Below are 25,521 nucleotides of genomic sequence, written 5' to 3'. Positions count from 1 at the left end.
ATTCCTTTCCTTTTTATCCTTACAGAAAATTAAAACGAGCGTTTTTATCCCCGTTAGGATTTGGATTTGGTTTTTTAGTCACAACCTTATCTAGTTTGCTGAAATTTTTAACTAAATCCGGCAAACTATCACGCAACTGTTTAAATTCATTTGTATCGACGACTTCTTTTACTACTTCGATATCTTCTTGAACTTCAGTCACTTCCTGCGACGTTTCATTTAGCTTCGCTTCCAGCTCTACAATTTTATCTTCGGCAGCTGCCAGCGCTTCGGCTAACTCTTGAAGGTCGGGGTTAGGTGTTGGCTCCGGTGTTGGTTCCGGTGTTGGTGCAGGGTCTGCGATATTATATTTTTTGCGCCAGTTTTTTTTGTCTGACATGGTTCCATCCTTAGATTTGTTGCGGCTAAAGTGTAGCCGTGTTGTTCCTACGCTTGCCGGGCTATTAGTAACAGCCAGACCTTCTAAATAGTGTTTTCCCGTACCGCGAAAATTTCCATCTGGCGTTAATTCAATCGAGGTAAATAGCCACTTATCTTCTGTATTTGCTAATAGCAAACTGACAAATGGGCGGATAATCGCTAAAAGTTGCAAGTTTCCGTTATTATCTTCATCAAGCATGACTTCAAGTACTTCACCCACTGGATCAACTTCGTGGTTATGCTCAGGCCAAATCAACGCTGCCCATAGCGTGTAATCATAAAGTTCAGCGGCTTCAATTAAATGTTGGCGTTCGATAATACGACCATCAACAGTGTCACCCTCAGTCGCGATACATAACCATGTTGTTCTCAATTGCGACATTTACATGTTGCTCCCATCCTTGGGTTTATTACTTCCATTTCGTTAGGTGCTCAGTATTGCCCACATTTTTTTCACTGGCGACAAGTTCGATTCGGTTATAAATGCTTTGCCGAAAGCCGCTTAATGCCAGCGTTTAAAGGTCGGGGCACAATGCATCTACTATGGTTAAATACACGGATGCAAAAATACAGGTCGCAAAATCGTTATATTTGCGACGCTATACTCCAGCGGAAATCGCGGAGGAATTGAGCCTGCCTAATCGTCGGATTGTTTACTATTGGGCAGAAAAATGGAATTGGGCAGATATGCTCAGTCATGAGAGTGTGATTGAAGCAATTAACCGTCGCATTGTTTTATTGAGCGAGCGAACTAAAAAAACGGAGCTTGAATTAGATGAGTTAGACCGCTTGATTGCTAGCCACGTTAAATTAATGGCGCAAGCGAATAAACACGCTGAAAAAATGGCAGCGTTAAAATCGCAATCAGCGGATATGCAAGGCGGTGCTGATTATACAATGAATGAAGATGGCGAACCGAAGAAAAAGAAACGTTATCGTAAAAATGACATTTCTAGCCTGATGCCAGAAGATTTCCAACGCTTTGCTGATGAAATGCTGTTTGGTTATCAAAAGCATTTGCGCATTAATATCACGCAGGCAGTGCGCAATATATTAAAAAGCCGTCAAATCGGGGCAACGTGGTACTTCTCCTTTGAAGCCTTTGAGAATGCCTGCTTGACGGGTGACCCGCAGATATTTTTATCTGCGTCAAAACCCCAAGCGGAAGTATTCCGGTCATATATTGTGAATATTGCGGAGCAATTCTTTGGTGTATCGCTAACGGGTAATCCCATCCGTTTAAGTAATGGCGCAGAGCTGCGCTTCTTATCCACCAATAAAAACACGGCTCAATCTTATAGTGGTCATTTATATTGTGACGAATATTTTTGGGTTCCTGATTTTAAACGCTTAAATGATGTTGCATCTGCAATGGCAACACATGACCGCTGGCGTATCACCTATTTTTCCACGCCTAGCTCTAAAACACATCCAGCTTATCCATTTTGGATGGGGGATGAATGGCGCGGCAATGACCCTAAACGTAAGAACGTCGAGTTTCCAAGTGAGAAAGAAATGCGTGATGGGGGGCGTGAGTGCCCCGATGGGCAATGGCGCTATATCATTACCCTTGAAGATGCGATAAAAGGCGGCTTTAACTTAGCGTCTATCGATAAATTACGACAACGATATAACCCTGACACATTCAACATGTTGTATATGTGCGTATTTATTGATAGTGGTAAGTCTGTCTTTAAATATGACACCTTAATGAAATGCGGTGTTGATGTGAATTTATGGGAAGACCATAAACCCGACGACCCGCGCCCATTTGGCAATCGCGAAGTGTGGGGCGGGTATGACCCTGCACGCTCTGGCGACACGTCAACATTTGTTATCGTTGCACCACCCATGATGGCACCCGAAGTATTTCGGGTATTGGCAACATTTTATTGGCAAGGGTTTAGCTGGCGACATCAAGCAAAATTGATTGAAGACTTAACCAAGAAATATCGTTTCACACATATTGGCATTGATACCACAGGGATAGGTCAATCCGTATATGAAATGGTGCAAGATTTTGCGCCACGTATCACACAGCCCATTCTTTATAGTCTGCAAATGAAAACGCAACTTGTGATGAAAATGATAGATATTGTCGACGAAGAACGCATTGAATGGGATATGGATCAGAAAGAAATCCCCGCGTCATTTTTATGCATCCGTCACACAACTACAGGTAAAGGTGGCGCAATGACATTCGTCGCAGATAGAACACAAGAAACAGGCCACGCGGATGTTTTCTGGGCAACGTCTCACGCAGTAATTAAAGAGCCGCTTAACACGGATAAAAAGCGCAAATCTAAATATATATTACCAAAGGCTGCATAATGAAAAAGAAACGGAATTCTCGTAAACAAATGACACAGACTACGACTGCGCCAAAAAAAGCATTTAGCATCGTTCTTGGCAAACCAGAGCCGATTTTAACGACTCATACTGATTATCAAAATATTTGGTATGACAATGATTTTGATCATTGGACACCCCCAATAGACCGTGAAGCACTTGCGCAGTTAGTGAATTTAAATGGCCAACATGGGGGCGTTCTTTATGCTCGTCATAATATGGTTACCAGTGACTATATAGGCGGTGGCCTAACCCATGAGCAACTAAAAGCAGCCGTTTTTAATTATTTTTTGTTTGGTGATGTGGCCATTTTAAAAGTGCGTAACGGTTGGGGCGAAACCATCGGACTGGAGGTTTTGCCCTCACTTTACTTGCGCAGGCGTAAAGACGGTGATTTTGTCATTTTACAAGAAGGTGAACATCTAGTTTATACCCCTGATGAAATCATTTATATCAAGATGTATGACCCACAACAGCAAGTCTACGGTTTACCGGACTATATTGGCGGTATCCACGCAGCTTTACTAAACAGTGAAGCCACTATATTTCGTCGTCGTTATTACCATAACGGGGCACACACGGGCGGGATGATTTACTGTAATGACCCGAATATGACCGACGAAGTAGAAGAACAAATTATCCAAAAACTCAGCCAAAGCAAAGGGATTGGTAATTTTGAAACTATGTTTGTGAGTGTGCCGAATGGTGACCCTGATGGCATCAAATTTATTCCCGTTGGGGATATCTCTGCAAACGATGAGTTTAGCAATGTGAAAAGTATTAGTGCGCAAGATATCTTAAATGCTCACCGCTTCCCCGCAGGCCTTGCTGGCATCATTCCCGGCTTAGGCTCTGGCGGCTTAGGTGACCCCTTAAAAGCAAGAGAAGCCTATCGACAAGATGAAGTTATCCCTGTACAAAATTTATTTATGAATGCGGTTAATAGTAAAATCGGTAGAAATGAGCCTTTGAAATTAAATTTCCGTCAAAATACCATTAAGGAAAATGAATAATGTCTAAAAATAGGGTAAAATTAAGACGTTATCAACAATCGGAGGTCTGGAACGTGCGAGTATTAAAAATATTCTGCCCCATTTGCGGCCAACGCGCGACAATTCGCAAATCGAATCGTAAACATCGTGAAATTTCAGACCTTTATTGCGCCTGTAATGATGTTGAATGCGGTCACACCTATGTTTTAAATCTAACGTTTAGTCACACAATCAGCCCTAGTGCCCACTCAGATGATTTGATTCAATCCATGATTGAAAAATTTAACCCTGAACAGCGCCAACTGGCGCTAGGGTTATTAACCTCAAAGGGTGCATGATTGCTGATTTACATCAGGGCTGCTATTTAGCAGCCTAATTTTTTGATTGCTCTTTTTTGCTATTTCTTCCCTTGCACCGTCTGCAAGTTCAGTAATCAGTGTGAGTACAACTTGACGCTCATAATGGTTGCAACCCTCTAAACTCCCTAGCTTTGCAATAACACTAATGCGCTCAAACGCTACCGATTCCTGTAATAAATCGCTCATATTCAAATTCCCATTTGTATACTGGATATTTGTACAGTATACATAAATAAAGTCATTGGGAAACCCTGTAAATCAGAAATAATTAAAATTTCTTTTGAATTACAGGGTTATGTGATTCATTTATAAACTATCCGCTTTGTGACATGTCACGGCAATATTATCCAACTTCAAATCATGCCAGCCGTTTGTATTCCAACAATCAGACGCACCTGATAAGCAACACTGACTAACAGGCAATTGCTCACCACATCTTTTACAGGTTGATTTTGATAACTCGTGAATTTTGTCACTTAGTCGAGCAGTATCTTGGCGAATTAATAGTTGAATGTACTCATTCATTTCGTAAGGCTCCCGCCCTGGTCGACGAATAGCACAATTATTTTTCAACATTTCCAATTCTTGACTATCAACCATCAGCTCAAATTTCGTTTCGCCACTGTCTTTTTGTCGCTTACGCTGTTCCGCTTTGCGCTCCGCTGCTGTTTTTGCCATTTTCTTTTATCCTCTGATGAATTCGAGATATAGCCGACTCACACCGAGCCAGTGATTTTTTGACTTTATCTGACTTAAATACGATTTTTTGAATATGGCCATTCGCGTGAAACTTCACGCTTTGACCGTTTTCTGTATAAATTGCCCCTCTTGCTATTGAATGGATCATGAAAGGGTCTTTTTCGGGGTCTAAAGTGATGCCAATTTCTTTGGCTTTTCTGACAATATCGGGAATAACCGTTTCTTTGTCTTTAATCGTCCTCCGTGCCTGCGTACAGTTATTGACAGAACTCCAAGGGGCGCTAATCGCGCCATCAAAACCAGCCTCCGCTGTCGCTTCGGCTAACTTCGGCACAATCTGCCAGTTCTTAATACGTGTGATAATTGGGGAGTCGTTACCCACTAAAGTACAGTAAACCCCCTTGATGCAATCGACGGGCTCACCATATACGTTGGTCTTTTCTTCACGCTCATACCATAGACGGGCGATAAGGTCGGCACGACGCACAAATGCACCACCTTGCAACTTGGTGTATTCGCTCCAGTTGCTGGTATCGGCTGCTTTGTGAACTTCGGCAAATTCAACATCTAAACCTGTTGATGCTTCGGTATCATCTCCCATGCGGCGCAGTTCACGCCATACCGACACAGGCGCACCGCCTATTTGTTGAAACTGGCGAATTTTCCAATGTGAAGCCCAAGCGGAAACCGCACGCGCCATGTCTTTGCACTTCTGGCCTGATTCCTTATCGACTTCATCGTCCATTGCGTAACCGTCGATATTTTTTGAAATGTACTTAGCGATATAGCCTGTTGCACTTCCTTTACGTTCGTCGATAGGCTCCACATGAAAACGGGCTCTTAATGCTTTAGGTGTGGTAAGTTCGTCTCTATCTTCTAAACGTGCATAGTGACTAAAAATAGAACGTAATTGTTTTTTATGTTCAGGCATAACAAACAGCAACATATGCCAGTGCGGTGTACCGTCGTGGTGCGGCTCAGTAACACGAAAACCAAAAACACGGATACCTGCACGGCTATAAGCTGCGCGTATTTTCGCCCACGTTTTACATAGATACTTTTGAGTTGCTCTTGGATCACATCCGTTCCAATTATCAACAAATCCGCCTGCTTGATAGGCTGAATGGTATTTTGATGGAGCTGTCATTGTGTAAAATTCACCATCACAGCCCATTTCCTTGGCGAGGTCTTCAAACCCGCGCATACGCGCCATTAGCTCGCAACGACGAACGGCTGGGTTTGCAATACTACCTAAAACCATTTTTGTAAGTTCGGTTCGGTTGCCGTCTTCGTCTTCTAATTCAAAGTCTTTAAGAAATTGCCAATTTGACCGCTTTTGCTCTACCCAGCGATGCAAGGTTGTTTTTGAAACATAAGGGGATGCCGATTTTTGAACTTGACCAATCGCGATAGCAAGGTGCTCACGTTTCAGGTCACATAAACGCTTTAAGCGACGATACCACCAAGCAGCATCAAACATGCGAAGTAATGCCGCGCAAAGTTTATCCTCACTCGGTTTAATTCTGCCTTTAATGAATTGCTGCCAATATGGCGGTTGGGTACCTGACTGTAATGTTAACTTAGCAATGAAAGCATAAGTTTTATCAAGACGCTGACGGGCGTCATACTCATCTTTTGGGTCGCTGTTGGCGTATTGCTTTGTTGCAGCTTCATAGTTATCACTCATAAAACTGGCAATATCATTTGCTAAAGTTTTGATAACCGTTCTATCTAACTGCGCAATATTTTCTAGTTGCTCAATAAAGGGGAATGGTCTATCACCTGAAACACGATGCTTAAACTCATAATGTTTCATGACACGTTCGAATCGTGGCAATACATTTTTAGCGGTTTTGCGTAAAAATTCATTGGCACGACGACGACCCTTTTGATTAAAAAGGCGTGCGTATTTGGTAGCAAAGTAAATAGCGAGGAAATCGGGAACATGCGCGAATATTTCATGACGCCACTCGGCATCATCTTTATTGGCATCCCACATAATGCGCTCAGCCAGAGTCGCTGATTTCGGCAACTCTGGCTTATTTTCTTCTTGTTGGCGACGTATTGAAATATATACGTCGCTATTGTGTTCTACTTTAGTTATCAAAATAACTTTCCCTTGTGTTACTGCCGCGATGTATAACTTTAAAACCTTGTTGCTCTAATTCTTTCTTTATCCTTTTTAATGCTTTATTAATTGCAGTAACTTCTATTTGATAGAAATCACGGGTAGGCCTTTGAGCCATAAGGTAAGGGATATAAATCACCTCTTTTTTTTTGAAAAACTTTTGTTAAAAAAGAAAAGTTAAATTTCATTGCGATACCACCATATTTTCAATGTGATTAATTTCACTTTCTAGTAACTGACTGATTGCTGCATAATCTGGTTTTTTCTTGCAGCACATACATTTGAAGCTTACGCAGGCGAGAAGCGTAACGGTCATTGCAAACTTTGCGTTCATCATTACGATTCCAGTTGATGCAACCATCAATTAAAATTGCATCATTTGAAGTGGCATCTAATACGGGTGTGAATGTTGGTTCTGGTATATTCATTTATTTAATTCCTAAATTTAGAGTGTAAAAATCCCTGACGCGCTAACGTCATTTATTTAATTGGGTATTATTTAATTAAGTGGTAATGCTAAATTCTTTGGTAATAAAGAAGTGACAGCCTTAATATGATTAATAGCTTTGACGATATTAAATATCTCTGTTGTGGTTAAATCTTCAAATTTGCAATCATGGCGTTCTTTTTCGATGCCTGCCATATAGAGAATAACACCTAAGAACTTCTTGTTTTCTTCATGATGTTGGCTAAAGCGGTCACGCATTTCTAACATAAAGAATTTAAGTGCATCATTACTTAAACCAAAAACTTTTGATTTAATTTCGGATGTTTTATTTAGTCCACTAACACGCATATCCAGTGGGATTTCATTAATACGATTTTCTATAAATGATGGGTTATGTTGCATAATAATCACCTATATTCTAGAAATTAAATAAATAGTTGCAAACAAAATAACGGGAACAATATATTTTAATGAACCATCTTTTTTGTTTACGCTGATTTCTTCCAAACGTTTAAATGAGTCGCCAGTGACTTTATATTTGTACTGCTGTTTATGTGCTTGAGTCATAATCACACCATTGCTTGACTGAACCCCACAACGGTATCAATCGCTGATACAAACGCAGGGGATGAATGTAAACGGGCTGAAATTGTCACACCAACTAATGCTAAACAACGGATCGCATTATTTACGCTCTGTTTAATTTCAGCGGAACGGGCATTATTAATATGACCACCTAAAACCGCTTGGCTAGCTAACTTTCCGACCTCTGCCGTTGCATTTAAAATATGTGCAGGAAAATTTCCTTCACATGCATTATTCAAAGGTACAGACGGCTGGCATTGAAGCTGCTCTAATAAACCATCTAACAACGTGGCATCTTCTGTCGCATCCGTAATTTTAACTAAATCACTTGATGTTAATTGGTGCGGCTGTTCTGGGTTTAACTTGTTACGCAACATTTGCGCATTCATGCCGATTGCTTCCGCTATCTGAACAAGGTCACCTTTGTGAGTAATTGCAAAAGCACGACATGCATTGTCAAAGTGTGATTGTTTGGAAGCCTGATAATCAAACATGGTATTTTTTCTCCTAAAGCGAATAATAACTACGCTTGAAGCGAAACTTTTGATTTAGAAAGGGCTTCAACTGTGATTGCAGCAAGATTGATAAACACAGTTCCTTGCTTTAAGTCTTTGCTCTTTTCACGAACTGGCAAACGACCATCTGCAATCATGTTTCTTACTGATCTTTCTGTTAGTCCGGTGCGTTTACTATACTCACTGACAGTTACATAAGGGTCTGGAATGGTTATTGTAATATTTGGGCGCATAAGGCAAAATCTCCTATTGGTATCTATTTACATCTATTTGCATCTATTTTCACTTTGCTTTAGGCGTAATTTACTTCACTTAACGCAAAGTGTCAACGTTGTGATGCTTTTATTTTGCATAACGTAAAGTTTACGGGAATGAAAATGAATGATTCATTTGATTTTGTATCATGTGAAAACAGTGGTGCTGTTTTAGATAGAATTATTGAAGCCTATGGTTTTTCTTCAAAAATGATGTTAGCTGAACACTTCAATATGGGGGCTAGTGCTCTTTCTGGAAGATATAAACGCAATATCTTTCCTGCTGATATGGTTGTTAGGTGCATGCATGAAACCAGCGCTAATCTTGAATGGCTAGTCTGGGGAACAGGTAATCCATTTGACAACGAACGAGTTGATATATTGAAGTTAACTAATTTCAAAGAACTAAACGGAGAGCTGCAAAGGGCTAGCACTGTAATGTTCGATAAAGTTATGCTTCCATCTAATAAGCCAATGCCAACAGAACCAATTTGCGTACAAATCGATAGGGATTACTACTTAATTGATAAATCATTTGGTGACATTTTTGATGGTAAATGGCTTGTTGATATTGAAGGGAAAATTAGCATCCGAGAATTAACTCGCATTCCAGTTCAACGTGTTCGTGTATCTGGTATCGGAATGGCTTTTGATTGTGATTTAAAAGATTTAACAATACTTGGGCGAGTAATAAAAGAAATCAAAGATTACTGACATAAGAACTTTATTTATGGGTGTAAGAAAATTATCAACAGGCGAATGGATCGCTGACTTTTATGCTGAAAACAGAACCGACGGCAAGAAAGGTAGACGCATTCGTAAAAAATTTGCCACCAAAGGTGAAGCTATAGCGTATGAACGCTATGAGTTGGATAAGGCCGAGGGTAAACCGTGGATTGAAGATACTAAAACAGATACACGAAAAATGAGCGAACTAGTTAACTCATGGTATAACTCACACGGAGTTACATTAAGCGATGGAAAGAAGCGCTTATCTGTAATGCTTTGGGCATGTGAACAAATGGGAGACCCTTTAGCCTTAGAATTTACTGCCCAGTTATTTTCTAAATATCGCGAACAACGCTTATCAGGTAAGTTATCAAGAACAACTAGAATTGATAAAGTAGCACCTAGAACCGTTAATCTTGAACTTGCTTATTTCAGGTCTGTGTTTAATGAGCTAGACAGGCTTGGTGAGTGGACAGGTGATAATCCAATAAAGAAAATCAGAGCATTTCGCACAGATGAATCAGAAATGGCTTTTCTTTCCCATAAACAAATTGAGTCACTACTTGAAGAAAGCAGAAAAAGCACAGCTAAAGATTTAGAAATTATTATCAAAATTGCTTTATCCACAGGGGCAAGGTGGTCGGAAGCAGAAAGTTTAACAAGGTCACAAATTACACCGTTTAAAATTACCTTTACAAAAACGAAAGGGAAACGTAATCGTACCGTTCCTATTAGCGAATCTCTTTATAACGAAATTCCTAAAAGAAAAGGGCAACTTTTTACGCCTTGCTATTCTGCTTTCAGGTCAGCAATGAAACGAACTGGTATTGAATTGCCAGATAGGCAATCATCACACGTTTTACGTCATACGTTCGCATCTTACTTTATGATGAACGGTGGTAACATTCTGGTATTACAACGCATTTTAGGCCATACGGATATAAAAATGACTATGCGATATTCTCATTTTTCCCCTGACCATTTGGAAGATGCAGTGAAATTTAATCCGCTGAGTATGATTTATGAAAATTAATGCAGCAATAATCACTACGTTGGTACTTTTAGCAATTGTATTATTTGTAGCTCCCTTTCTAATCTACGGATATTACTTTTATGATTTGGGGATTTCTAAAGTTAATGCAAACTGGGGAAGCTTTGGCTCTTTTTTAAGCGGGGTTTTTTCCTTTTTTACAGCTTTATTTACACTTGCTTCGGTTGTCATTTTGGTAAGTACTTTTAGAAAAACAATACATTTTAGTCAGCAGCAAATAAAAATAGCGCAACATGAGTCTGAACTTAATAACTTTAACTTTATAATCAATCTTATACATAAGAATATAAAAGAAAATAAAACGTTAACAGGGTTTGCGAATGGTATTGAGACGCAATATTTTGATCGACTTAGTTTATCTTTTATTAAACTCCTTATGTGGTGTAATATGGGCATCTCTTCTGGTGGTGTGTCAGCAGGGGATATGGAGCTATCAAATCAAATAATTGCGGATAACAATCTAAAATCTAATATTAATAAATATGCGAAAGAATATGCTTATAACCATGCGGATGGTTATGCCTGTTTGAATAACATTTACCCTTTAGTTCAACAGCTATGCTTGAAAATAATAGATAGCGAAAAAAATCAGACAAGTATATTAAAGAGTATTCTATCCTCTGGAATTGATGAGCATATATTATTTTGGTCTCTTGCTATCATAAATGATGATAGGTTTGATTTTTTAATGGTACCACCAAGAGATATAAGAAGTAAATTTGAGCAAGATTGAAAGTGTCTCAAAAGTGTCTCACTAGCTTAGTAAGCATTTCATCTATTTTCCTCTATTTTCTTCTAATGACATGATATGTAAGGTAACTTGTTGTTTTATATAACCCTATCAAGTTTCTCATAATCGATTGGTCGCTGGTTCAAGTCCAGCAGGGGCCACCAAATTTTAGCTGTTAAATCAGCGCATTAAGCCACTTCATCGTAAGTGGCTTTTTTGTTTTTCTAAAGCATATCACGCTAATTACCCCTAAATACTTTTGTAATTCATTTCAGCTTTTCATTTCTTGTTAATTCGTATATTTACTGGTTTTTTGAAATTATGTGATTGATATTGCAATTCTTTTGGTGACCTAAAGATTGAATCTATTGAAATCCTTTTCATATATTTAAGCTTGATAGTTTCAGTAGCACCCTTGTACTAACAAAACATGGGCAAATGTTTTGCATCTCCCAAATGTGCAAGGAAATTGTGCACACGCAGGTTATTTTGTATTAATTCATAACTAGACTTGATATAACCTATTTAGGTTATTTTAAAATTAAATTAATTTATGCATAAAAGGTGTGTATATGGAAAATAAGCTTAACAACAATGAGCAGCAAAATGCGCTAGATATTCAGTTTATGACGCAAGCTTTGGCTTTGGCAACGGATGCTGCGAAAAATGGCAATGAACCCTTTGGTGCAGTATTAGTTAAAAATAACCAAGTCGTTATGACAGGTGAAAATCATATTCATACTGAAAGTGACCCAACCTATCATGCGGAGTTGGGTCTCATACGCCAGTATTGTTCTGAACATAAAGTCATGGATTTATCCGATTATACGCTGTACACCAGTTGTGAGCCGTGTTGTATGTGTTCCGGTGCAATGGTATGGAGCCAATTAGGTCGGATGGTTTATAGTCTTTCTCATGATGAACTAGCCGAGATTGCCGGTTTTAATATTATGTTGGGGAGTGATGAAATCTTTGACAAAAGCCCCTTTAAACCTGAAGTGGTTAAAGGCATCTTAAAAGAGCAAGCGGTTTCTATTTATACGCAATATTTTAAGCCAAATTTATAATCTTAGTCGGGTGCTATAGTTCCCCACTATAATAATTTAAAAAGCAGATGGCTTTAATCGTTTGCATCATTATCTATCAATGAAATAGGGTAGCTTATTGCCACCCTAACCATGGTGAAAGTTAAAATAACTTTTTCTGTGGGGGGCCTGAAAAATTCATTGTACCAATATGATTCATTAACACTTCAACGACAACAGGTTGCTTCAAGTCGACAGCTTGGCGGAGCGTTGATTGAAAATCGGTGGCTTTATCTATCGTAAATGCTTGAATCCCCATCGATTGAGCTAATTGACTAAATGAAGGGGTGAGTAACTCATTATAGTATTGGCGGTCTGAGAAATATTTTTCCTGAATACCTCGCATTACGCCATAACCTTGGTCATTCATAATAATCAATACAATTGGGAGCTGCTCTTGTGCCATAGTGGCCAATTCGCCTACGCCTAACATTAACCCGCCATCACCAACTAAGCCAATAACAGGTACATTAGGGTTTGCTTTGGCACTGCCAATTGCCATGGCGAGTCCTAGCCCGATTGCGCCTGCTAAGGAGTGAATGTTGTGCATTGGCTGGGTCGCTTTGAGTAAACGGCTTCCCCATAAACTCCCTGATACCGTAATGTCGCGGACAAAAATACCATCGCTTGGTAAGACTTGCTCTACGGCATCACTGAGTTGGCTATAAGGGCCACATTGTTGCCTTAGTTGTTCTTCAGCCTGCTGTACGGCCTCTTGCACTTGTTTTTTCCACTGAGTAGAGATAAGGCGCTTGGCTTGTTCGATTTTATCGGCAAGTGCTTCAAGTAAACTTTTACAATCCCCAGTTACCGTCAAGTCAGCTAAATAGTTGCGATTGGCGGCGAGTGGGTTTATATCGATTTGAATGATGGGGTGTGGCAAAGGTAATGACCATGTTTTGGTTTCATTACTGCGTAAACGTGAGCCTGCGACGATAGTTAAATCGCATGAACGCATTAATGCATCAACGGAATCTGCATTATGAAAAGCGCGTAAGCTGAATGGATGGTCATCCGATAAAATACCTCGTCCATGGGTACTGCTGATGACGGCAATACCTGCATCAGCAAGGCGTTTGACAGCATCTTTTGCTTGTAGGGCTCCTGCGCCAACCCACAATAACGGCTGTGCAGCGTGTTGAAGTTTGTCCCAAATTGCATTGACTAACGATGTACAACTGTCAGGCAACCTATAAGGGGGAAGTGGTGCACTCAGTACAGATAATGGCACTTGCGCACTTTGAATATCAATTGGGATCTCGATAGAGACAGGGCCACAAGGTATAGTTTGAGCAACTTGAATGGCTTTATGCAGCGTGGCGACGGCTTGTTCGGGGGTATGAACACGAAAAGCGTGCTTTGAACTCGAACGTAAAAAGCCGAGTTGGTCATGTGTTTCATGAATAAACCCTGCGTCCATATCCAGATAAGCTTTTTCAACTTGGCCTGTAATGTGGATCATGGGGGAGCATGCATTCATAGCTTCAATCATTGATCCTACAGCATTTCCAGCACCTGCACCTGTACTGGTTAGCGCTACCCCTAAGCCACTAAAACGGCTATGGGCATCCGCCATGGTGACGGCCCCTGCCTCCCCACGACTTGGCGTAAAATCAATCACGTCCCGGCGCCCGATAGCATCTGCTATGGGTAAGTTATGAATTGAAATAACCCCATAAACCGTTGTGACTTGGTATTGTTCAAGTGTTCTGGCGATAGCTTCGCCAACTGTAATCATTTCAGACATTTTATTCTCCTCAATGCTGCCATAATCCGGTGACGGATTTGCTATTCACACCAACGGTTTGGTTGTGGGTTAAGTGCCAGAAATAGGCTTTTTTGTTGCATATAGGCTTTGAGGCTTTCAAGGCCTTTTTCACGGCCAATGCCACTTTCTTTAAAGCCGCCAAATGGCGTTGAAATAGAAAAAACTTTGTAGGTATTGACCCAAACAGTGCCGACATCAAGCGCATCGGCGAGCTTAAATGCTCGAGTGTAATCTTTTGTCCAAATACCTGCGGCAAGCCCATAAACAGAATCATTAGCTTGCTGAATGAGGTCTTCTTCATCATCAAATGGCATTACGACGAGCACGGGGCCGAAAATTTCCTCTAGGCAAACCGTAGATTGGTTATTTAAGCCTTCGATAATCGTCGGTAAAAAGTAGTTGCCATCTTTGAGTGCCGGGTCAGCGGGTGCAGTTCCACCAATACGGATCTTCCCCCCTTGCTGAACGGCTTGTTCGACATAGTTTCTGACGCTATCTCGGTGCGAAGGGGAAATTAATGGCCCTAGATGAACACGCTCTTGCCTTGGGTCACCAATAATCAGGTTGCGGGTCAATTGTGTTAGCTTTTCCATAAAGGATGAGTAGATATCTTTAGCCACAAATAGGCGCGAACCGGCGATGCATGCTTGCCCCATCGAACTAAAGATACCGTAACAAACACCATGTGCAGCGATATCAAGGTCAGCGTCTGACAACACGATAGTTGGGGATTTTCCCCCAAGTTCAAGTGACGTGGTGATAAGTTTATCCGCTGCAATATGAGCCAGTTGTCGTCCGGTATTGGTGCCACCTGTAAAGGAGATTTTTTTCACCAGAGGGTGGCGAACCAGTGCATCACCGACAATCGAACCTTTACCCGGTAGCACACTCAACAGGCCGCTGGGTAAACCTGCTTGCTCAAATAACTCAGCCAATTTTAATGAAATTAGAGGTGTGGCTTCCGCGGGTTTTAAGATGACCGCGTTACCGGCCGCAATCGCTGGGGCAATTTTTTGCATATCACTGGCAATCGGGGAGTTCCATGGCGTGATTGCAGCGATCACGCCAATAGGTTGGTAGGTACTTATGGTCATCAGCTCTGGCTGGCGACGAGGAGGAAGTTCACCACCTGAAACTTCACAAACCGCCGCAAAGTAGCGAGCGGTTGCTGCTGCGCTCATCACTAAGCCACGTGCTTCTGCCCAAGGCTTGCCGTTATCCAAAGTTTGTAATTGAGTTAATGTTTCGCAGTTTTCATCAATTAAGCGACTCACGTTGTACAAGATAGTTGCCCGCTGGTGAGCGGGAAGATTACGCCAAGAAGGCGATCTCCATGCCTTATCTGCCGTAATTACGGCATCTTCGACATCTTCCAAACTTGCACTGTTAAGGATTGCAATCACCTGGTTATCCCCCGGAAAACGCGATTGCATTTCAGGCCCGCGACCTAGCTGCCATTTACCGCCAACAAAAATATCCATTTTGTTCATAATAGGGCTCCTATTAAATAGCTCGGTGTTCAGCGACTCGACGACAAATTTCAACAGCACTTAAAGCAGCTAACATCGATGTTTTCGGATTTGAAGGTAGTGGATTTCCATTGAGTTCAATGCAGAAATGGCCAAAATCGCCCGTAACATCAATGCGGTGTGAGTTTTGTGTGGTAGTCGGGTCAACAACCAATTGTACTTGGGTGGCATCCATCCCTATGCCATACAGTGCAACAGTGGCAGCCACATTGGCATTCGCTGGAAAATTCAGTGCCGCTTCACGGGCACTGCCACTAAAGAACACCGTGGGCTGTGTCACTTGTGATAAATCGACATAACGCTCAGCCGCGCCATTGCGCCAGCTTGCAGGGCTTTTACGTGACAGGTAGGTCACATGGGTGATATTCGCCTCTTTTGCGGCACGTAGGCCATCAAGACCAGCAACAGCGCCAGTCAGTGGAATTAACTGGCTGTGGTGGCGTTGGGTTAAGGCGACCAAGTGTTGTTCAAAGTCCGTGTCAGCAAGGGCTCCCGTTGAGATAATGGCCAGTGTCCAGCCTCTTTCTAGTACCGTTGGTGCATATTGTTTAACGGCTTGGTGACCCGCACATTCCAACACTAAATCCGGTGGAATGATATTATTGTCAAGGTTATCGATGGGGGTGACTACCCCTTTAAAGCGTTCCAAAATGGCTTGATGGTGATGGGGCCGGGCAACAATGTAACGCAGGGCTATCTCATTAGGTAAGCGAGTAATCACTTCTTGAGCCATTGCACCATAACCAATCAACATGAGTGTTTTCATCGTTAAATCCTTTAAATATGGTGGCTAAAGCCACCAGAAACATCTAAAGCGGCACCCGAGGTAAACGACGCCATGGGGGAGGCTAGAAAGACTAAGGCACGTGCGGGCTCTTCGGGTTTTCCTAAACGTTGCATTGGAATACCGCGTTTTTTAGCGATATCACCAATCCATTGTTCCCAATCGAGATTTTTATCACTGCGATTGTCGAAGCGACGTCGCCATTGGTCGGACTCCACCATGCCAAGTAAAATAGAGTTCACACGGATCCCTTTGGGTAACAGTGTTTTCGACAAGTTTAGCGTCATGTTTAATAATGCTGCCCGAGCCGCCGAGGTGGCGACCATATGTGGTTCAGGCTGTAAGGCCAGCAGTGAATTGACACAGGTGATAGAAGCAATATTTGATTGCTCTAAGAGTGGCAAGAAAGCATTCACCGGGTTAATTACACCAAATAGTTTTAACTGGGCTTCGTGTAACCATGCTTCTTCGGGGGTATCGCTATAGCTTGCGACATAGCCTTGCCCTGCGTTGTTTATCAATATATCGACGTGCCCATATTGTTGATGAACCTGTTTTGCGAAAGCTTCGGTTTGTGTTTTATCAAGAACATCACAAGGTTGTGCGATAAAATGCCCTTGAGGGTAATGTTCTCGTAATGTTGTAAGCGCTTGCTGGAGTTTGTCTTGATCACGACCGCAGAATGCCACTTTACAGCCTTCATCCAGTAAGAGTTTGACGGTTGCAAAGCCGATGCCGGAGCTTCCTCCTGTCACGACAGCAACACGGTTATTTAACTGTAAATTCATGAGTCTTCCTTTATTCTGCTTGGCAATAGAGCGTCTCTAAAAATTGTTGTAAATGGTTGTTAAAGGCATCTGGCGCATCTAAATAACTGGCGTGCCCCGCTTGGTTTATCAGGAAATAGGGGCAGTTTTTTTGGCGTGCGAGTTGCTCTACTTGTGCTGGTGGCGTAATGGTATCTTCTGTGCCAACCAGTATTTCCAATGGGCCATCATAGCGATTTAAATATTGGCTGATATCGTCATGGGCTAGCATCCACGCCGCGGCTAAGAAGCCTTTAGGGTTGAGCTTCTTCATGTTCTGTTGAACCCAATTGACTTTCTCAGTGGTTGCGTTGGCGGATAACAAAGCAGCAGCACGATTTTGCGCATATACCTCAATACCAGAACTCAAAACAATATCTTGCCGCTGTTGGTAAACTTGTTTTTGTTGGTCAGGGCTTTTTGTTGCATAACCTTGCGCGGGGTTCGCTAAGATTAAGCCTTTAACTTTATTGGGATATTGCGAGGCAAAAGCACTTGCCATTATGGCGCCAAGAGAGTGTCCCACTAACACGATGTTTGATAAGGCTAATTTGTCAATAAAAGCATTCAATGCATTTGCGTAATCAATAGCGGTAGGCGTTGTCGTCTCTAGCTCACGGCTTTCTAAATAGCCGGGCGCATCCCAGCTATAGAGATGATAGTGTTTTGTCAGTGATGGACTGGTCAGTTGGCTTACCCATGAAGCAGATCCAGAGCTGATACCATGCAACAATACCACTGGGTGCCCTTGGCCTGCTTCTCGCCAATTGAGACGATATTGGCCAAAGTCTGCTATCAGTGGTTCCGGGAGTTTTTTATTGAGCAAATTCATCACTGACGACTCCTGTTAGTTACGTTTAACTTTTGATAAAGGGTGATCTTCGGGATATGTTGGGATCGCAGGTTTTGGTGTCCCGATCATGACGCACATTAAGGCTTCTTCTTCCCCATGGTTAAATAAACCACGATAAATGCCCGCAGGGACTGAAATTAGGTCACGCTCTTTCAGTACGGTTTCATACTCTTCATCGCCATCTTTTACAAACAACGTGATGGTGCCTTTCAACATAAAGAACACTTCTTCAACATCGGGGTGGAGGTGTAATGGCCCTTCACACTTGGCAGGGAGAACCATGGTGGAGAAGGTAAAGTTCTCTGCGGGAACGGTGTTGACATCATTAGCAACGCCAGTCGCACCCGTGCCGATATAGCGCATTTGTGCGCGGCGATATTTAGGGTCGTAATCCGCTTGGAATTTCAGGGCATTCCAGTCATATTTACGCCCTTCAAGGCGAGCAATGCGCGACTCAATCCATTGTGCCATTGGAATATCTTGTGGTTTGATTTGCGGTTGTGACATGGTGTTATCTCCAATAAAAAATGAATTAATATTTTTTCAGTAAAGGCACTAGTAACAAGCTGCCGAATAAACCTATGACGACGATAAATAACAGCCCGCTATCCATAGTGTGAGTGACGGTAATAAGAACTCCCATTGCCAGCGGTGCAGCGGCGCCAGCAAGGTTTCCTAACCCATTGAAAATACCGCCTGCTAATGCACTGACTTGCTTTTGTGTGGCTTTTGCGAGTAGAGCAAAGATATTTGGTGCGCCCGTTCCCCACATGAACATGCTAAATGCCATCATAAGAATGATGCTGTAGGTGCCAGTGAGAAATAACACACCAGCAAGGCCTAACACGGCACCAAGTAGTGAAATAAAACAAACGAGTGCGCGGCGATCGTAGCGATCTGATAACCACGCTCCGATGGCTTCACCAAATAACATGGCGATAAAGGGAAGGGATGACAGAATTCCCGCATGTTCTAAGTGAATGGATTTACCTTTAATTAAATAGCTGGGTAACCAACCATTCATTCCCCAAAGGTAGACAAGAAAAGCGATATTAAACATGCAGATAATCCAAAAATGGCTATTTTGGAATAAGCGTTTTTTATGGGCTCGCATCACAGCCAATTGCTCCGCTGGAAGTGTTTCACCTGCTGTGTTTTTAGTCTGAGCTTGACGATTGACTAAGTTGGGATGGCGAATACCAATCACCACAAGCCACCAAACAGGAACAGTAAAGGCGGCCATGACAAAAAATGTACTTTGCCAACCATAGTTATTTAGTAAATACAATGAGATAGGAAAGCCTAATGCTGCGCCTAACGGTGTACCTAATAACCACATCATGGTGGCACGAGCTTGCATTTTTGGCGGAAAGGTACGGCGTACAATGGCGTAAGCGATTGCCAGCAAAGGCCCTTCGGCAATTCCTAGCAATACACGCAGAAAAACCATCGTGCCATAGTGGTGTGTGAATCCCATAAAAATCATGAGAAAACACCAGCTACTGATCATAAATAGCAGCATTTTGGTGGGATGAAATTTATCGCCAATACCGCTTAGTAGCATGGAAGAAACACCATAAGCGAATAAAAATGCGCTCATCAGTAACCCCAAACGGGTTGGGTCAAAATCAATTCCCAGAGCTTGCTGAAATTTTTCGTCAGAAAATAGAGCTGCAATACTGATTTTATCGAAGAAAGCCAGTAGTACACAGGAAAACAGCCCGATAGGGATCAACCAATTGATCTTTTCAGGAACATCTTGCTCGACTTGATCATGCTCTGAATTTTGTAAGGTTATAGTCTGATTAGCCATGAGATTTCTCCTGCTGGGCACTATTTCAGTGACATTAATGAAAATGTGGGATCAGCAAGTTGTGAAGGGTCCAATTTGCGGTGGCCTTGTATCCAACGTTTACCTAGCTTGATGGCTCGTGCATCATTAAATGCAATCATTTGCACCAATTCATTGCTTTCATTTAAAGCAAAATGAACCTCTGAATTAGGGGTATACCGTTGAATATGTTTTAATTTTTGTGAGGTTGGGACACCTAAAATTTGGATGTTGTCTTGGTATTGATCTGACCATAACCAAGCGAGTTCATTGAACCCTTCAGACTGCGGGTTTAGCATGGCTTTTGCTGTGGTGATGGCTTGGTTTTGCGCATAAGCCCATGACTGTAAACATAAGGACAGTGTTGGATGGCAAGCGACGTCGCCCGCAGCGTAAATATTTGGGTGAGAAGTCTGCCCATGGTGATTAATCACAATACCGTGGGTAACATCAAGACCCGCTTCTTTGGCAAGTTCGAGATTTAATTCAACACCAATCCCCATAACAGCGAGATCGAAATTTTGCGAAGGCTGTTTTTGGCAACTAATTTGTAATCCACTTGTTGTCGGTTCGCCAAGTTCGATATCTCCACAATCGGTTATGACATGAACACCTGCTTGTGTGTGGCGTAATGCAAGAGCCTCTGAAACATTCTGCGGTACACTTCGTTCGCATAAGCGGCTTTGCCGCTCAAAAATCGTGACATCAATCCCCATTTTTCGAGCGGAAGCGGCAACTTCTAAGCCAATCCAACCACCACCAATAATGGCAATTTTTTGTGCAGAGAGCAGCGCACTACGTAATTTCTGCGCGTCATCCCATGAACGTAAGGCAAATACTTGTGGATGTTGCTGCCAACGATTCGACAGGTAGCGAGGCCGACCGCCTGTCGCGAGCAGTAATTTGTCAAACGTAATGGCACGACCATCACTTAAATAAATACATTGGGTTTGGCTATCAATTTTGGTGGCACGTAGTGGGCGAAACCACTGTAAATTTAAGGCATTAGTTTCTTGTTCGCTGAATAAGCGCGATAATGAAAAACTCTCCTGTGTCAATGCGGCTTTAGACAGCGGTGGGCGCTCATAAAAATCATGGTTTTCATCGCTGATCACCGAAATAATACCTTGATAACCTTCATCGCGTAGGGTTTTTGCTGCCCAACCACCTGCCTGACCCCCACCGATAATGACAATACCGCCTTGGATTAATGAGCTCATGGCGTTACTCCTTAACTTGGCGGCGAGTTTCATAATCGAGACCACCTTCCACAGCCCATTCCGTAAATGAAACTAAGGAATGTTCCAGTTCGCGTGGCTGCCATTTATCGGTTAGGTAATCGTCATTGGTGTAATATTCGAAAGCCCCACCTGTTGGGCTGTTGACATACCAAAAGTAAGCGGATGAGATAGGGTGCCGGCCTGGACCAATAAAGGTGCTCCATTGATGGCGGTTCATTGCCAGACCGCCGCCAATCACTTCATGGATATCACGAACCGTAAAAGCGACATGGTTGAGGCCGCTGCCACGATGAGGAAGCTTCAGCAAAAACAGGTTATGGTGGCAACCGTTTATTTGTGTCCGTAAAAAGACGGCACGGTCGATATAACGGTCTGAAACTTGAAAACCCAGTTTTTGGCAATAGAACGCTTCTGTAGAAGGTAAGTCATCAACAAAAAATACTACGTGACCGACGTTAATTGGCGTGGCTTTTTCGTAAACTGGGCTGGGTTTATCAATGCGGCGAATATCCCCCCATTGGTTGATAGCGGTGACCTCTAATTCAACCGTTTTTTGTTTACTAATAGTGAAAGCGACCGTCATGCCATTTGGGTCACGGCACTGTGCGCCATTTGACGTCAGTTGAAAACCATCACAAGGCCTAATTTTCTCAATGATCTCCTTGAGTTTATCTGGGCTTTCAACTCCCCACGTAATGCGACGCAGTGTTGAACCTGCTTCAAAAGGTACGGGTAAATTTGGATCTTGGTAGGAAAATAACTGTATTTCAGCACCCGATAACGTGGTAAATAACGAGGCGTTATCAGAGGCTGCTTGAAGGCCAAAATCATGTAAAAATTTCTGGCAGCTAGGGATATCTTCAACACCAAATTCTAATTTTTCTATTCCAATCACTGACATTGTAAAGTCCTCTATCGATTGGTGTTATTGCCAAAGGTTTTTTTGGGCAAAAAGAACCTGAGGCTTATGGCAATAAACCTAAAAATGTGTGGATGATATTCGGTTAACGCTAAACGGCTTTTGCTTGGCTCATGCCACCTATAAATTCAGTGAGTTTTTGGGCTGCATAGCTCACTTCATTTTGTAATCGCCGGCACTCTTGTGCAGGGATGCTATTCATTGGCACCATGATGCTAATCACCGCTTCTACGCCATTCGCTTGGTTATAAACAGGGTAAACAATGGATGAAATTCCTCGACGATAAAATGATTCACCAATCACATAGCCTCGCAGTTTGTCAGCTTGGATCATTTGCCAAAATTCCTGCTTGCTGCCTGCGTTGTCGGGTAGCTCATCGTCTGGGTAAAGTGCATCGAATTCAGCGCGAGTTAACCCACTGAGTAGCATACGACCGAGTGAGGTTCGATGGGCTAATAAACGCGTGCCTACGCTAACATGGTTAATTTTTGATTCTGCGCCACTGACTCTGGCGATGTAAATAATGTCTCGGCCATCTCGAATGACTAAATGGCTGTTACATTGGCTTCGGTCTCTGAGTTGCTCGATAATGGGCTGGCCTAACTGGGTTAAATCGAGCGATGCAATATAGCCAAGACCAAGGCTGAGTACTTTGCGGCCTAATGAAAATGCCCCAGTACGCGGGTGTTGGACGAGGAAATCCAAGTGCACTAAGGTTTGGATCGCACGGTAAGCCGTTGCTTTGGGCATATCGACTAAGCGAAGGATCTCGGCAAATGTGAGCTCACGGTGCTGTTCTGCAAGTAGCAAAAGAAGCTGTAGCCCTTTTTCCAAACCGGGTACCAGATATTTACATGTTGAATTCATGGTCCTCACCTCTTTACCGACAAAATGGCGAAATTAGTTAAAAATAAAGCCACCATTAACTGGGATTAGCTGTCCTGTAACAAAATCAGCCATAGGCGAAAGCAAGTACAAAGCGGTTCCTGTAACGTCTTCGGGCATCTGCTCCCCTTGTAATGCTCTGCCATTTTCATATAGCTGGTGGCGCTCGGCTGGGACGTATTGGGTCGCTTCGACTTTTGTGAGTCCCGGAGCAATCGCGTTGACGCAAATACGGTGAACTCCGAGTTCACGTGCCATTGAGCGTGTCATACTGATGATAGCCCCTTTACTGGCGACATAGGCCATCAGCTTGGGAGCTCCCCAAAGTGCGGTGTCAGAAGCAATATTGATAATTTTCCCGCGGGAGCTCTGCTTTAAAAAAGGAAGAGCAGCTTTGGTGACTAGCCACGTTCCTCTGACATTGACGGTCATAACCTTATCCCATAGCGCCAAGTCATATTCATCGAGCAGTTTTCCACCCACTCCTGTTGCCAGAGCCGCATTATTAATCAGCCCATCAATTGCACCTTGTTGGCCAATACTGTCGAATGCATGAGTGATTGAGTCAGGATCCGCTAAGTCGAGAGAAACACCTTGGGCTTCAAAACCTTGTTGTTGTAAGGACTCGACACTTTCTTGTAATCGCTGTTCGAGGATGTCACACAAGATAACTTGAGCGCCTTGCTCTGCAGCGGCTTGTGCAAAGCTAAAGCCAAGCCCTCTTGCAGCGCCTGTGATTACGATGCGTTTTCCTGACAAGACATCATGCATTTTCAGTTTCCTTATTGTTTATTAAGTCAAACTGTTTCTTCGCTTCACGTTGCATAATGCGGCGTAGGCGAGATAACCCCACATCGTGTTGATAAAGAAACTCTTTATCCCGTGCATTTGGTGTGAGGTTTTCCAAAATAATGCGATCTTGTTCTAGGACATCCCAATGTAGCCCTTCTAGGCGGTTGCGGTACATAAAGCGCCATAAATCACGTTGCCAGTCTTTCACTTTGCGAATACGCCAAAAGAAAACTCGAGTGTGATGACGGTCTTCAGGTACGACCATGCCGATAATCCAAAAGTGCCCGCCAGGGCCGAAGCGTTTTTGATATGGGATAGATAAACGTAGCCAATTTGCTCCTGTACTCGCAAATTCCACCCAGTCGAAGTTGACACCAATTTGGTCATTTTTACGGAAAATAAACCCATTTTTTGTTGCTTCTAGGATCATTTCTGATTGTTTATCACCTTCTGCCATTGAGTGTGATGATGAATGGAGATAGGTGCCATGCATTGGGTCCATCACGTTTTCTAATGCATATTGGTAATTGCATTTCCACGATGCAGTGCAGAGGAAATTGCTATGGTTTTCGTCATCAGCTAACTCTTCAGGAAACTCAAGGGCTGGAGGTGTTTCACCGTCAACTACCGCAAAATAGAGGAAGATAGCGCCATGAATTTCTTGAACGGGATAGGTTTTTAAACATTTTTGACCTTCAAGAGGGCATTGACTGACCGCTGGAACATCTTTAACGACGCCATCACCACCGACTTCGACGCCGTGGTACCAACAGGCAATACGTTCACCTAGGTTCCAACCCATTGATAAACGGGCTCCGCGGTGTGGGCATCTGTCTTCTAGTGCGTGAATTTGGCCTTTATCATCACGCCAAAGGACAATTTGTTCTTCTAAACGGGTAATACCGATGGGGTCGCTGCTCACTTCCCAACTGGATAATACGGGGTACCATTGCCCTCGTAATCCGACATCGAGGTAATCTTGATAGTTTTGAAGTTGTGTATTCGTTGTCATCATTTGCTTCCGTTTATCAAAAGTGTTTTTGTTCTATTTTCTTTTTATGACAATGTATTAGTAACCATTGACAAGAAGAAATTCGCGGAAACTGCTGGTAGACCAAGGGTGCCCTTGTCGGTCATATAATTGTTGTTGATTTAATGCGCTAACTAATTCTTCAAGTGATTCAGTGCCTGCGGCGAATAGCGTTTCCAGTGCAAAAATAAGTTTATTTTCATATTCATCTGGGAGACGTGAACGTGTTTGCCAAACGATATTCGGTGCACTTCCTGGTGCCTGAATACTGCCTTTACCGCCTTCTCGCGCTGGGATGATTTGGTTATTCGCCGGCAAATACGGGTTAAAATTTTGAATGGGTTCCATTTCTACTCCTCAATCAAACTGATTTCGATTTGGTTGTCGTGAACGCGTGTTTGGTAGGTTTTGAGATCTCGCCCACCGGGTTCGCGTAAACATTTACCTGTTTTAATATCAAAAACGGCTTCATGTAATGGGCATTCCACTTTGCCATCTTCAACAAAACCTTGGCTTAACAGAGCGTAGGCATGTGGGCAAACATCTTCTAAGGCATAATATTGGTCTTCAACTAAGAAGATCCCAATTTCGGCATTATCAACTTTGGCGGAAAAAGGAAATTCTTCTTGAACTTGTGAGATATCGCAGACTGCAACCCAGCTCATGGTTTTCTCCTTTTGAATGTGCTGTAACATTTTGTTTCATAGGTGAAACATTGTTTTTTATTTAAAACCAGAT

At 42.6% G+C, this 25,521-nt stretch carries 30 protein-coding genes; 7 read left to right on the top strand and 23 right to left on the bottom strand.

Annotated features, from left to right (window positions below):
- Positions 1 to 19: 19 nt before the first annotated feature.
- The gene (locus FVA69_RS16910; RefSeq protein WP_164455387.1) at positions 20 to 802 is read right to left on the bottom strand and encodes a GPO family capsid scaffolding protein; all 783 of its coding nucleotides are present in this window, start codon (positions 800 to 802) and stop codon (positions 20 to 22) included.
- Positions 803 to 963: 161 nt separating this feature from the next.
- Between FVA69_RS16910 and FVA69_RS16905 the strand changes: the two genes are divergently transcribed.
- From FVA69_RS16905 to FVA69_RS16895, 3 genes are read left to right on the top strand one after another with little or no spacing between them, the layout of a single operon-like run.
- Positions 964 to 2,751 carry a terminase large subunit domain-containing protein gene (locus FVA69_RS16905; RefSeq protein WP_164529142.1) on the top strand — a complete coding sequence of 596 codons (1,788 nt, stop codon included), beginning with the start codon at positions 964 to 966 and terminating at the stop codon, positions 2,749 to 2,751.
- Positions 2,751 to 3,782 (top strand): phage portal protein, encoded by a 1,032-nt coding sequence (locus tag FVA69_RS16900; RefSeq protein ID WP_164529141.1) that lies wholly within the window; start codon positions 2,751 to 2,753, stop codon positions 3,780 to 3,782. The genes FVA69_RS16905 and FVA69_RS16900 overlap by 1 nt, the downstream gene beginning before the upstream one ends.
- Positions 3,782 to 4,099, top strand: coding sequence for an ogr/Delta-like zinc finger family protein (locus tag FVA69_RS16895; protein ID WP_141395919.1), 318 nt, complete (start codon positions 3,782 to 3,784; stop codon positions 4,097 to 4,099). Before FVA69_RS16900 ends, FVA69_RS16895 begins: the two co-directional genes overlap by 1 nt.
- Here the strand turns inward: FVA69_RS16895 and FVA69_RS16890 are convergent.
- The 8 genes from FVA69_RS16890 to FVA69_RS16855 all read right to left on the bottom strand — a co-directional run bounded on the left by FVA69_RS16890 (position 4,085) and on the right by FVA69_RS16855 (position 8,728).
- A complete protein-coding gene (locus FVA69_RS16890) occupies positions 4,085 to 4,306 on the bottom strand; it encodes a hypothetical protein (RefSeq protein WP_096864691.1) in 222 nt (73 codons plus the stop codon). The two genes, FVA69_RS16895 and FVA69_RS16890, sit on opposite strands and share 15 nt — an antisense overlap.
- A 120-nt stretch (positions 4,307 to 4,426) precedes the next feature.
- Entirely contained in the window at positions 4,427 to 4,798 is a 372-nt protein-coding gene (locus FVA69_RS16885; RefSeq protein WP_164529140.1) for a hypothetical protein, read from the bottom strand.
- A complete protein-coding gene (locus FVA69_RS16880; protein WP_238789259.1) occupies positions 4,758 to 6,926 on the bottom strand; it encodes a replication endonuclease in 2,169 nt (722 codons plus the stop codon). Before FVA69_RS16880 ends, FVA69_RS16885 begins: the two co-directional genes overlap by 41 nt.
- Before the next feature lie 242 nt (positions 6,927 to 7,168).
- Complete coding sequence (locus tag FVA69_RS16875) at positions 7,169 to 7,375, bottom strand: hypothetical protein (protein WP_164529139.1); 207 nt, start codon at positions 7,373 to 7,375, stop codon at positions 7,169 to 7,171.
- 71 nt (positions 7,376 to 7,446) lie between these two features.
- Positions 7,447 to 7,797: a DUF5347 family protein gene (locus tag FVA69_RS16870; RefSeq protein WP_164529138.1), complete on the bottom strand. Its 351-nt coding sequence runs from the start codon at positions 7,795 to 7,797 to the stop codon at positions 7,447 to 7,449.
- A gap of 9 nt (positions 7,798 to 7,806) precedes the next feature.
- Entirely contained in the window at positions 7,807 to 7,962 is a 156-nt protein-coding gene (locus FVA69_RS21755; RefSeq protein ID WP_164529137.1) for a hypothetical protein, read from the bottom strand.
- Positions 7,963 to 7,964: 2 nt separating this feature from the next.
- Positions 7,965 to 8,474: a phage regulatory CII family protein gene (locus tag FVA69_RS16860; RefSeq protein WP_164529136.1), complete on the bottom strand. Its 510-nt coding sequence runs from the start codon at positions 8,472 to 8,474 to the stop codon at positions 7,965 to 7,967.
- 29 nt (positions 8,475 to 8,503) lie between these two features.
- Positions 8,504 to 8,728, bottom strand: a complete 225-nt coding sequence (locus tag FVA69_RS16855) for a regulator (protein WP_164529135.1) — start codon at positions 8,726 to 8,728, stop codon at positions 8,504 to 8,506.
- Positions 8,729 to 8,872: 144 nt separating this feature from the next.
- Here FVA69_RS16855 and FVA69_RS16850 point away from each other — a divergent pair, with 144 nt between their 5' ends.
- From FVA69_RS16850 to FVA69_RS16835, 4 genes are all read left to right on the top strand, one after another.
- The gene (locus FVA69_RS16850; RefSeq protein ID WP_164529134.1) at positions 8,873 to 9,463 is read left to right on the top strand and encodes a phage repressor protein CI; all 591 of its coding nucleotides are present in this window, start codon (positions 8,873 to 8,875) and stop codon (positions 9,461 to 9,463) included.
- A gap of 16 nt (positions 9,464 to 9,479) precedes the next feature.
- Positions 9,480 to 10,511: a phage integrase gene (locus FVA69_RS16845; protein WP_164529133.1), complete on the top strand. Its 1,032-nt coding sequence runs from the start codon at positions 9,480 to 9,482 to the stop codon at positions 10,509 to 10,511.
- Complete coding sequence (locus tag FVA69_RS16840; protein ID WP_164529132.1) at positions 10,501 to 11,262, top strand: hypothetical protein; 762 nt, start codon at positions 10,501 to 10,503, stop codon at positions 11,260 to 11,262. The genes FVA69_RS16845 and FVA69_RS16840 overlap by 11 nt, the downstream gene beginning before the upstream one ends.
- Before the next feature lie 569 nt (positions 11,263 to 11,831).
- On the top strand, positions 11,832 to 12,326 hold the full coding sequence (locus tag FVA69_RS16835) for a nucleoside deaminase (RefSeq protein WP_109911730.1): 495 nt from the start codon (positions 11,832 to 11,834) through the stop codon (positions 12,324 to 12,326).
- A gap of 121 nt (positions 12,327 to 12,447) precedes the next feature.
- Here FVA69_RS16835 and FVA69_RS16830 read toward each other — a convergent pair whose 3' ends face one another.
- The 14 genes from FVA69_RS16830 to nirD all read right to left on the bottom strand — a co-directional run bounded on the left by FVA69_RS16830 (position 12,448) and on the right by nirD (position 25,448).
- Positions 12,448 to 14,091, bottom strand: a complete 1,644-nt coding sequence (locus FVA69_RS16830; RefSeq protein WP_164529131.1) for a thiamine pyrophosphate-binding protein — start codon at positions 14,089 to 14,091, stop codon at positions 12,448 to 12,450.
- A gap of 41 nt (positions 14,092 to 14,132) precedes the next feature.
- Entirely contained in the window at positions 14,133 to 15,602 is a 1,470-nt protein-coding gene (locus FVA69_RS16825; protein ID WP_164529130.1) for an aldehyde dehydrogenase, read from the bottom strand.
- A gap of 13 nt (positions 15,603 to 15,615) precedes the next feature.
- Positions 15,616 to 16,407, bottom strand: coding sequence for an aspartate dehydrogenase (locus FVA69_RS16820; RefSeq protein ID WP_164529129.1), 792 nt, complete (start codon positions 16,405 to 16,407; stop codon positions 15,616 to 15,618).
- Between the two features lie 11 nt (positions 16,408 to 16,418).
- Entirely contained in the window at positions 16,419 to 17,213 is a 795-nt protein-coding gene (locus FVA69_RS16815) for an SDR family oxidoreductase (protein WP_004908414.1), read from the bottom strand.
- 10 nt (positions 17,214 to 17,223) lie between these two features.
- Positions 17,224 to 18,063 (bottom strand): alpha/beta fold hydrolase, encoded by an 840-nt coding sequence (locus tag FVA69_RS16810; RefSeq protein WP_004908415.1) that lies wholly within the window; start codon positions 18,061 to 18,063, stop codon positions 17,224 to 17,226.
- 15 nt (positions 18,064 to 18,078) lie between these two features.
- The gene (locus FVA69_RS16805) at positions 18,079 to 18,591 is read right to left on the bottom strand and encodes a cupin domain-containing protein (RefSeq protein WP_004908416.1); all 513 of its coding nucleotides are present in this window, start codon (positions 18,589 to 18,591) and stop codon (positions 18,079 to 18,081) included.
- Positions 18,592 to 18,616: 25 nt separating this feature from the next.
- Entirely contained in the window at positions 18,617 to 19,897 is a 1,281-nt protein-coding gene (locus FVA69_RS16800) for an MFS transporter (protein WP_164529128.1), read from the bottom strand.
- Between the two features lie 20 nt (positions 19,898 to 19,917).
- Positions 19,918 to 21,135, bottom strand: coding sequence for an NAD(P)/FAD-dependent oxidoreductase (locus FVA69_RS16795; RefSeq protein ID WP_109911736.1), 1,218 nt, complete (start codon positions 21,133 to 21,135; stop codon positions 19,918 to 19,920).
- A 4-nt stretch (positions 21,136 to 21,139) separates the two neighbouring features.
- The gene (locus FVA69_RS16790; RefSeq protein ID WP_109911737.1) at positions 21,140 to 22,057 is read right to left on the bottom strand and encodes a VOC family protein; all 918 of its coding nucleotides are present in this window, start codon (positions 22,055 to 22,057) and stop codon (positions 21,140 to 21,142) included.
- A gap of 109 nt (positions 22,058 to 22,166) precedes the next feature.
- Complete coding sequence (locus FVA69_RS16785; RefSeq protein WP_004908423.1) at positions 22,167 to 22,943, bottom strand: IclR family transcriptional regulator; 777 nt, start codon at positions 22,941 to 22,943, stop codon at positions 22,167 to 22,169.
- A gap of 33 nt (positions 22,944 to 22,976) precedes the next feature.
- Complete coding sequence (locus FVA69_RS16780; protein ID WP_117162546.1) at positions 22,977 to 23,732, bottom strand: SDR family oxidoreductase; 756 nt, start codon at positions 23,730 to 23,732, stop codon at positions 22,977 to 22,979.
- Positions 23,725 to 24,765 carry an aromatic ring-hydroxylating oxygenase subunit alpha gene (locus FVA69_RS16775; protein WP_004908426.1) on the bottom strand — a complete coding sequence of 347 codons (1,041 nt, stop codon included), beginning with the start codon at positions 24,763 to 24,765 and terminating at the stop codon, positions 23,725 to 23,727. The genes FVA69_RS16780 and FVA69_RS16775 overlap by 8 nt, the downstream gene beginning before the upstream one ends.
- Positions 24,766 to 24,822: 57 nt before the next feature.
- Positions 24,823 to 25,131: a recombinase-like helix-turn-helix domain-containing protein gene (locus FVA69_RS16770; RefSeq protein WP_004908428.1), complete on the bottom strand. Its 309-nt coding sequence runs from the start codon at positions 25,129 to 25,131 to the stop codon at positions 24,823 to 24,825.
- Positions 25,132 to 25,133: 2 nt separating this feature from the next.
- A complete protein-coding gene (gene nirD, locus FVA69_RS16765; protein ID WP_004908430.1) occupies positions 25,134 to 25,448 on the bottom strand; it encodes a nitrite reductase small subunit NirD in 315 nt (104 codons plus the stop codon).
- Positions 25,449 to 25,521 lie beyond the last annotated feature (73 nt).

It is taken from the genome of Providencia sp. PROV004 (genome assembly GCF_011045615.1).
GTDB classification, from domain to species: Bacteria; Pseudomonadota; Gammaproteobacteria; order Enterobacterales; family Enterobacteriaceae; genus Providencia; species Providencia rettgeri.
The sequence above is the reverse complement of the archived record's forward strand: the minus strand, read 5'-3'. Positions and strand labels throughout refer to the sequence as shown.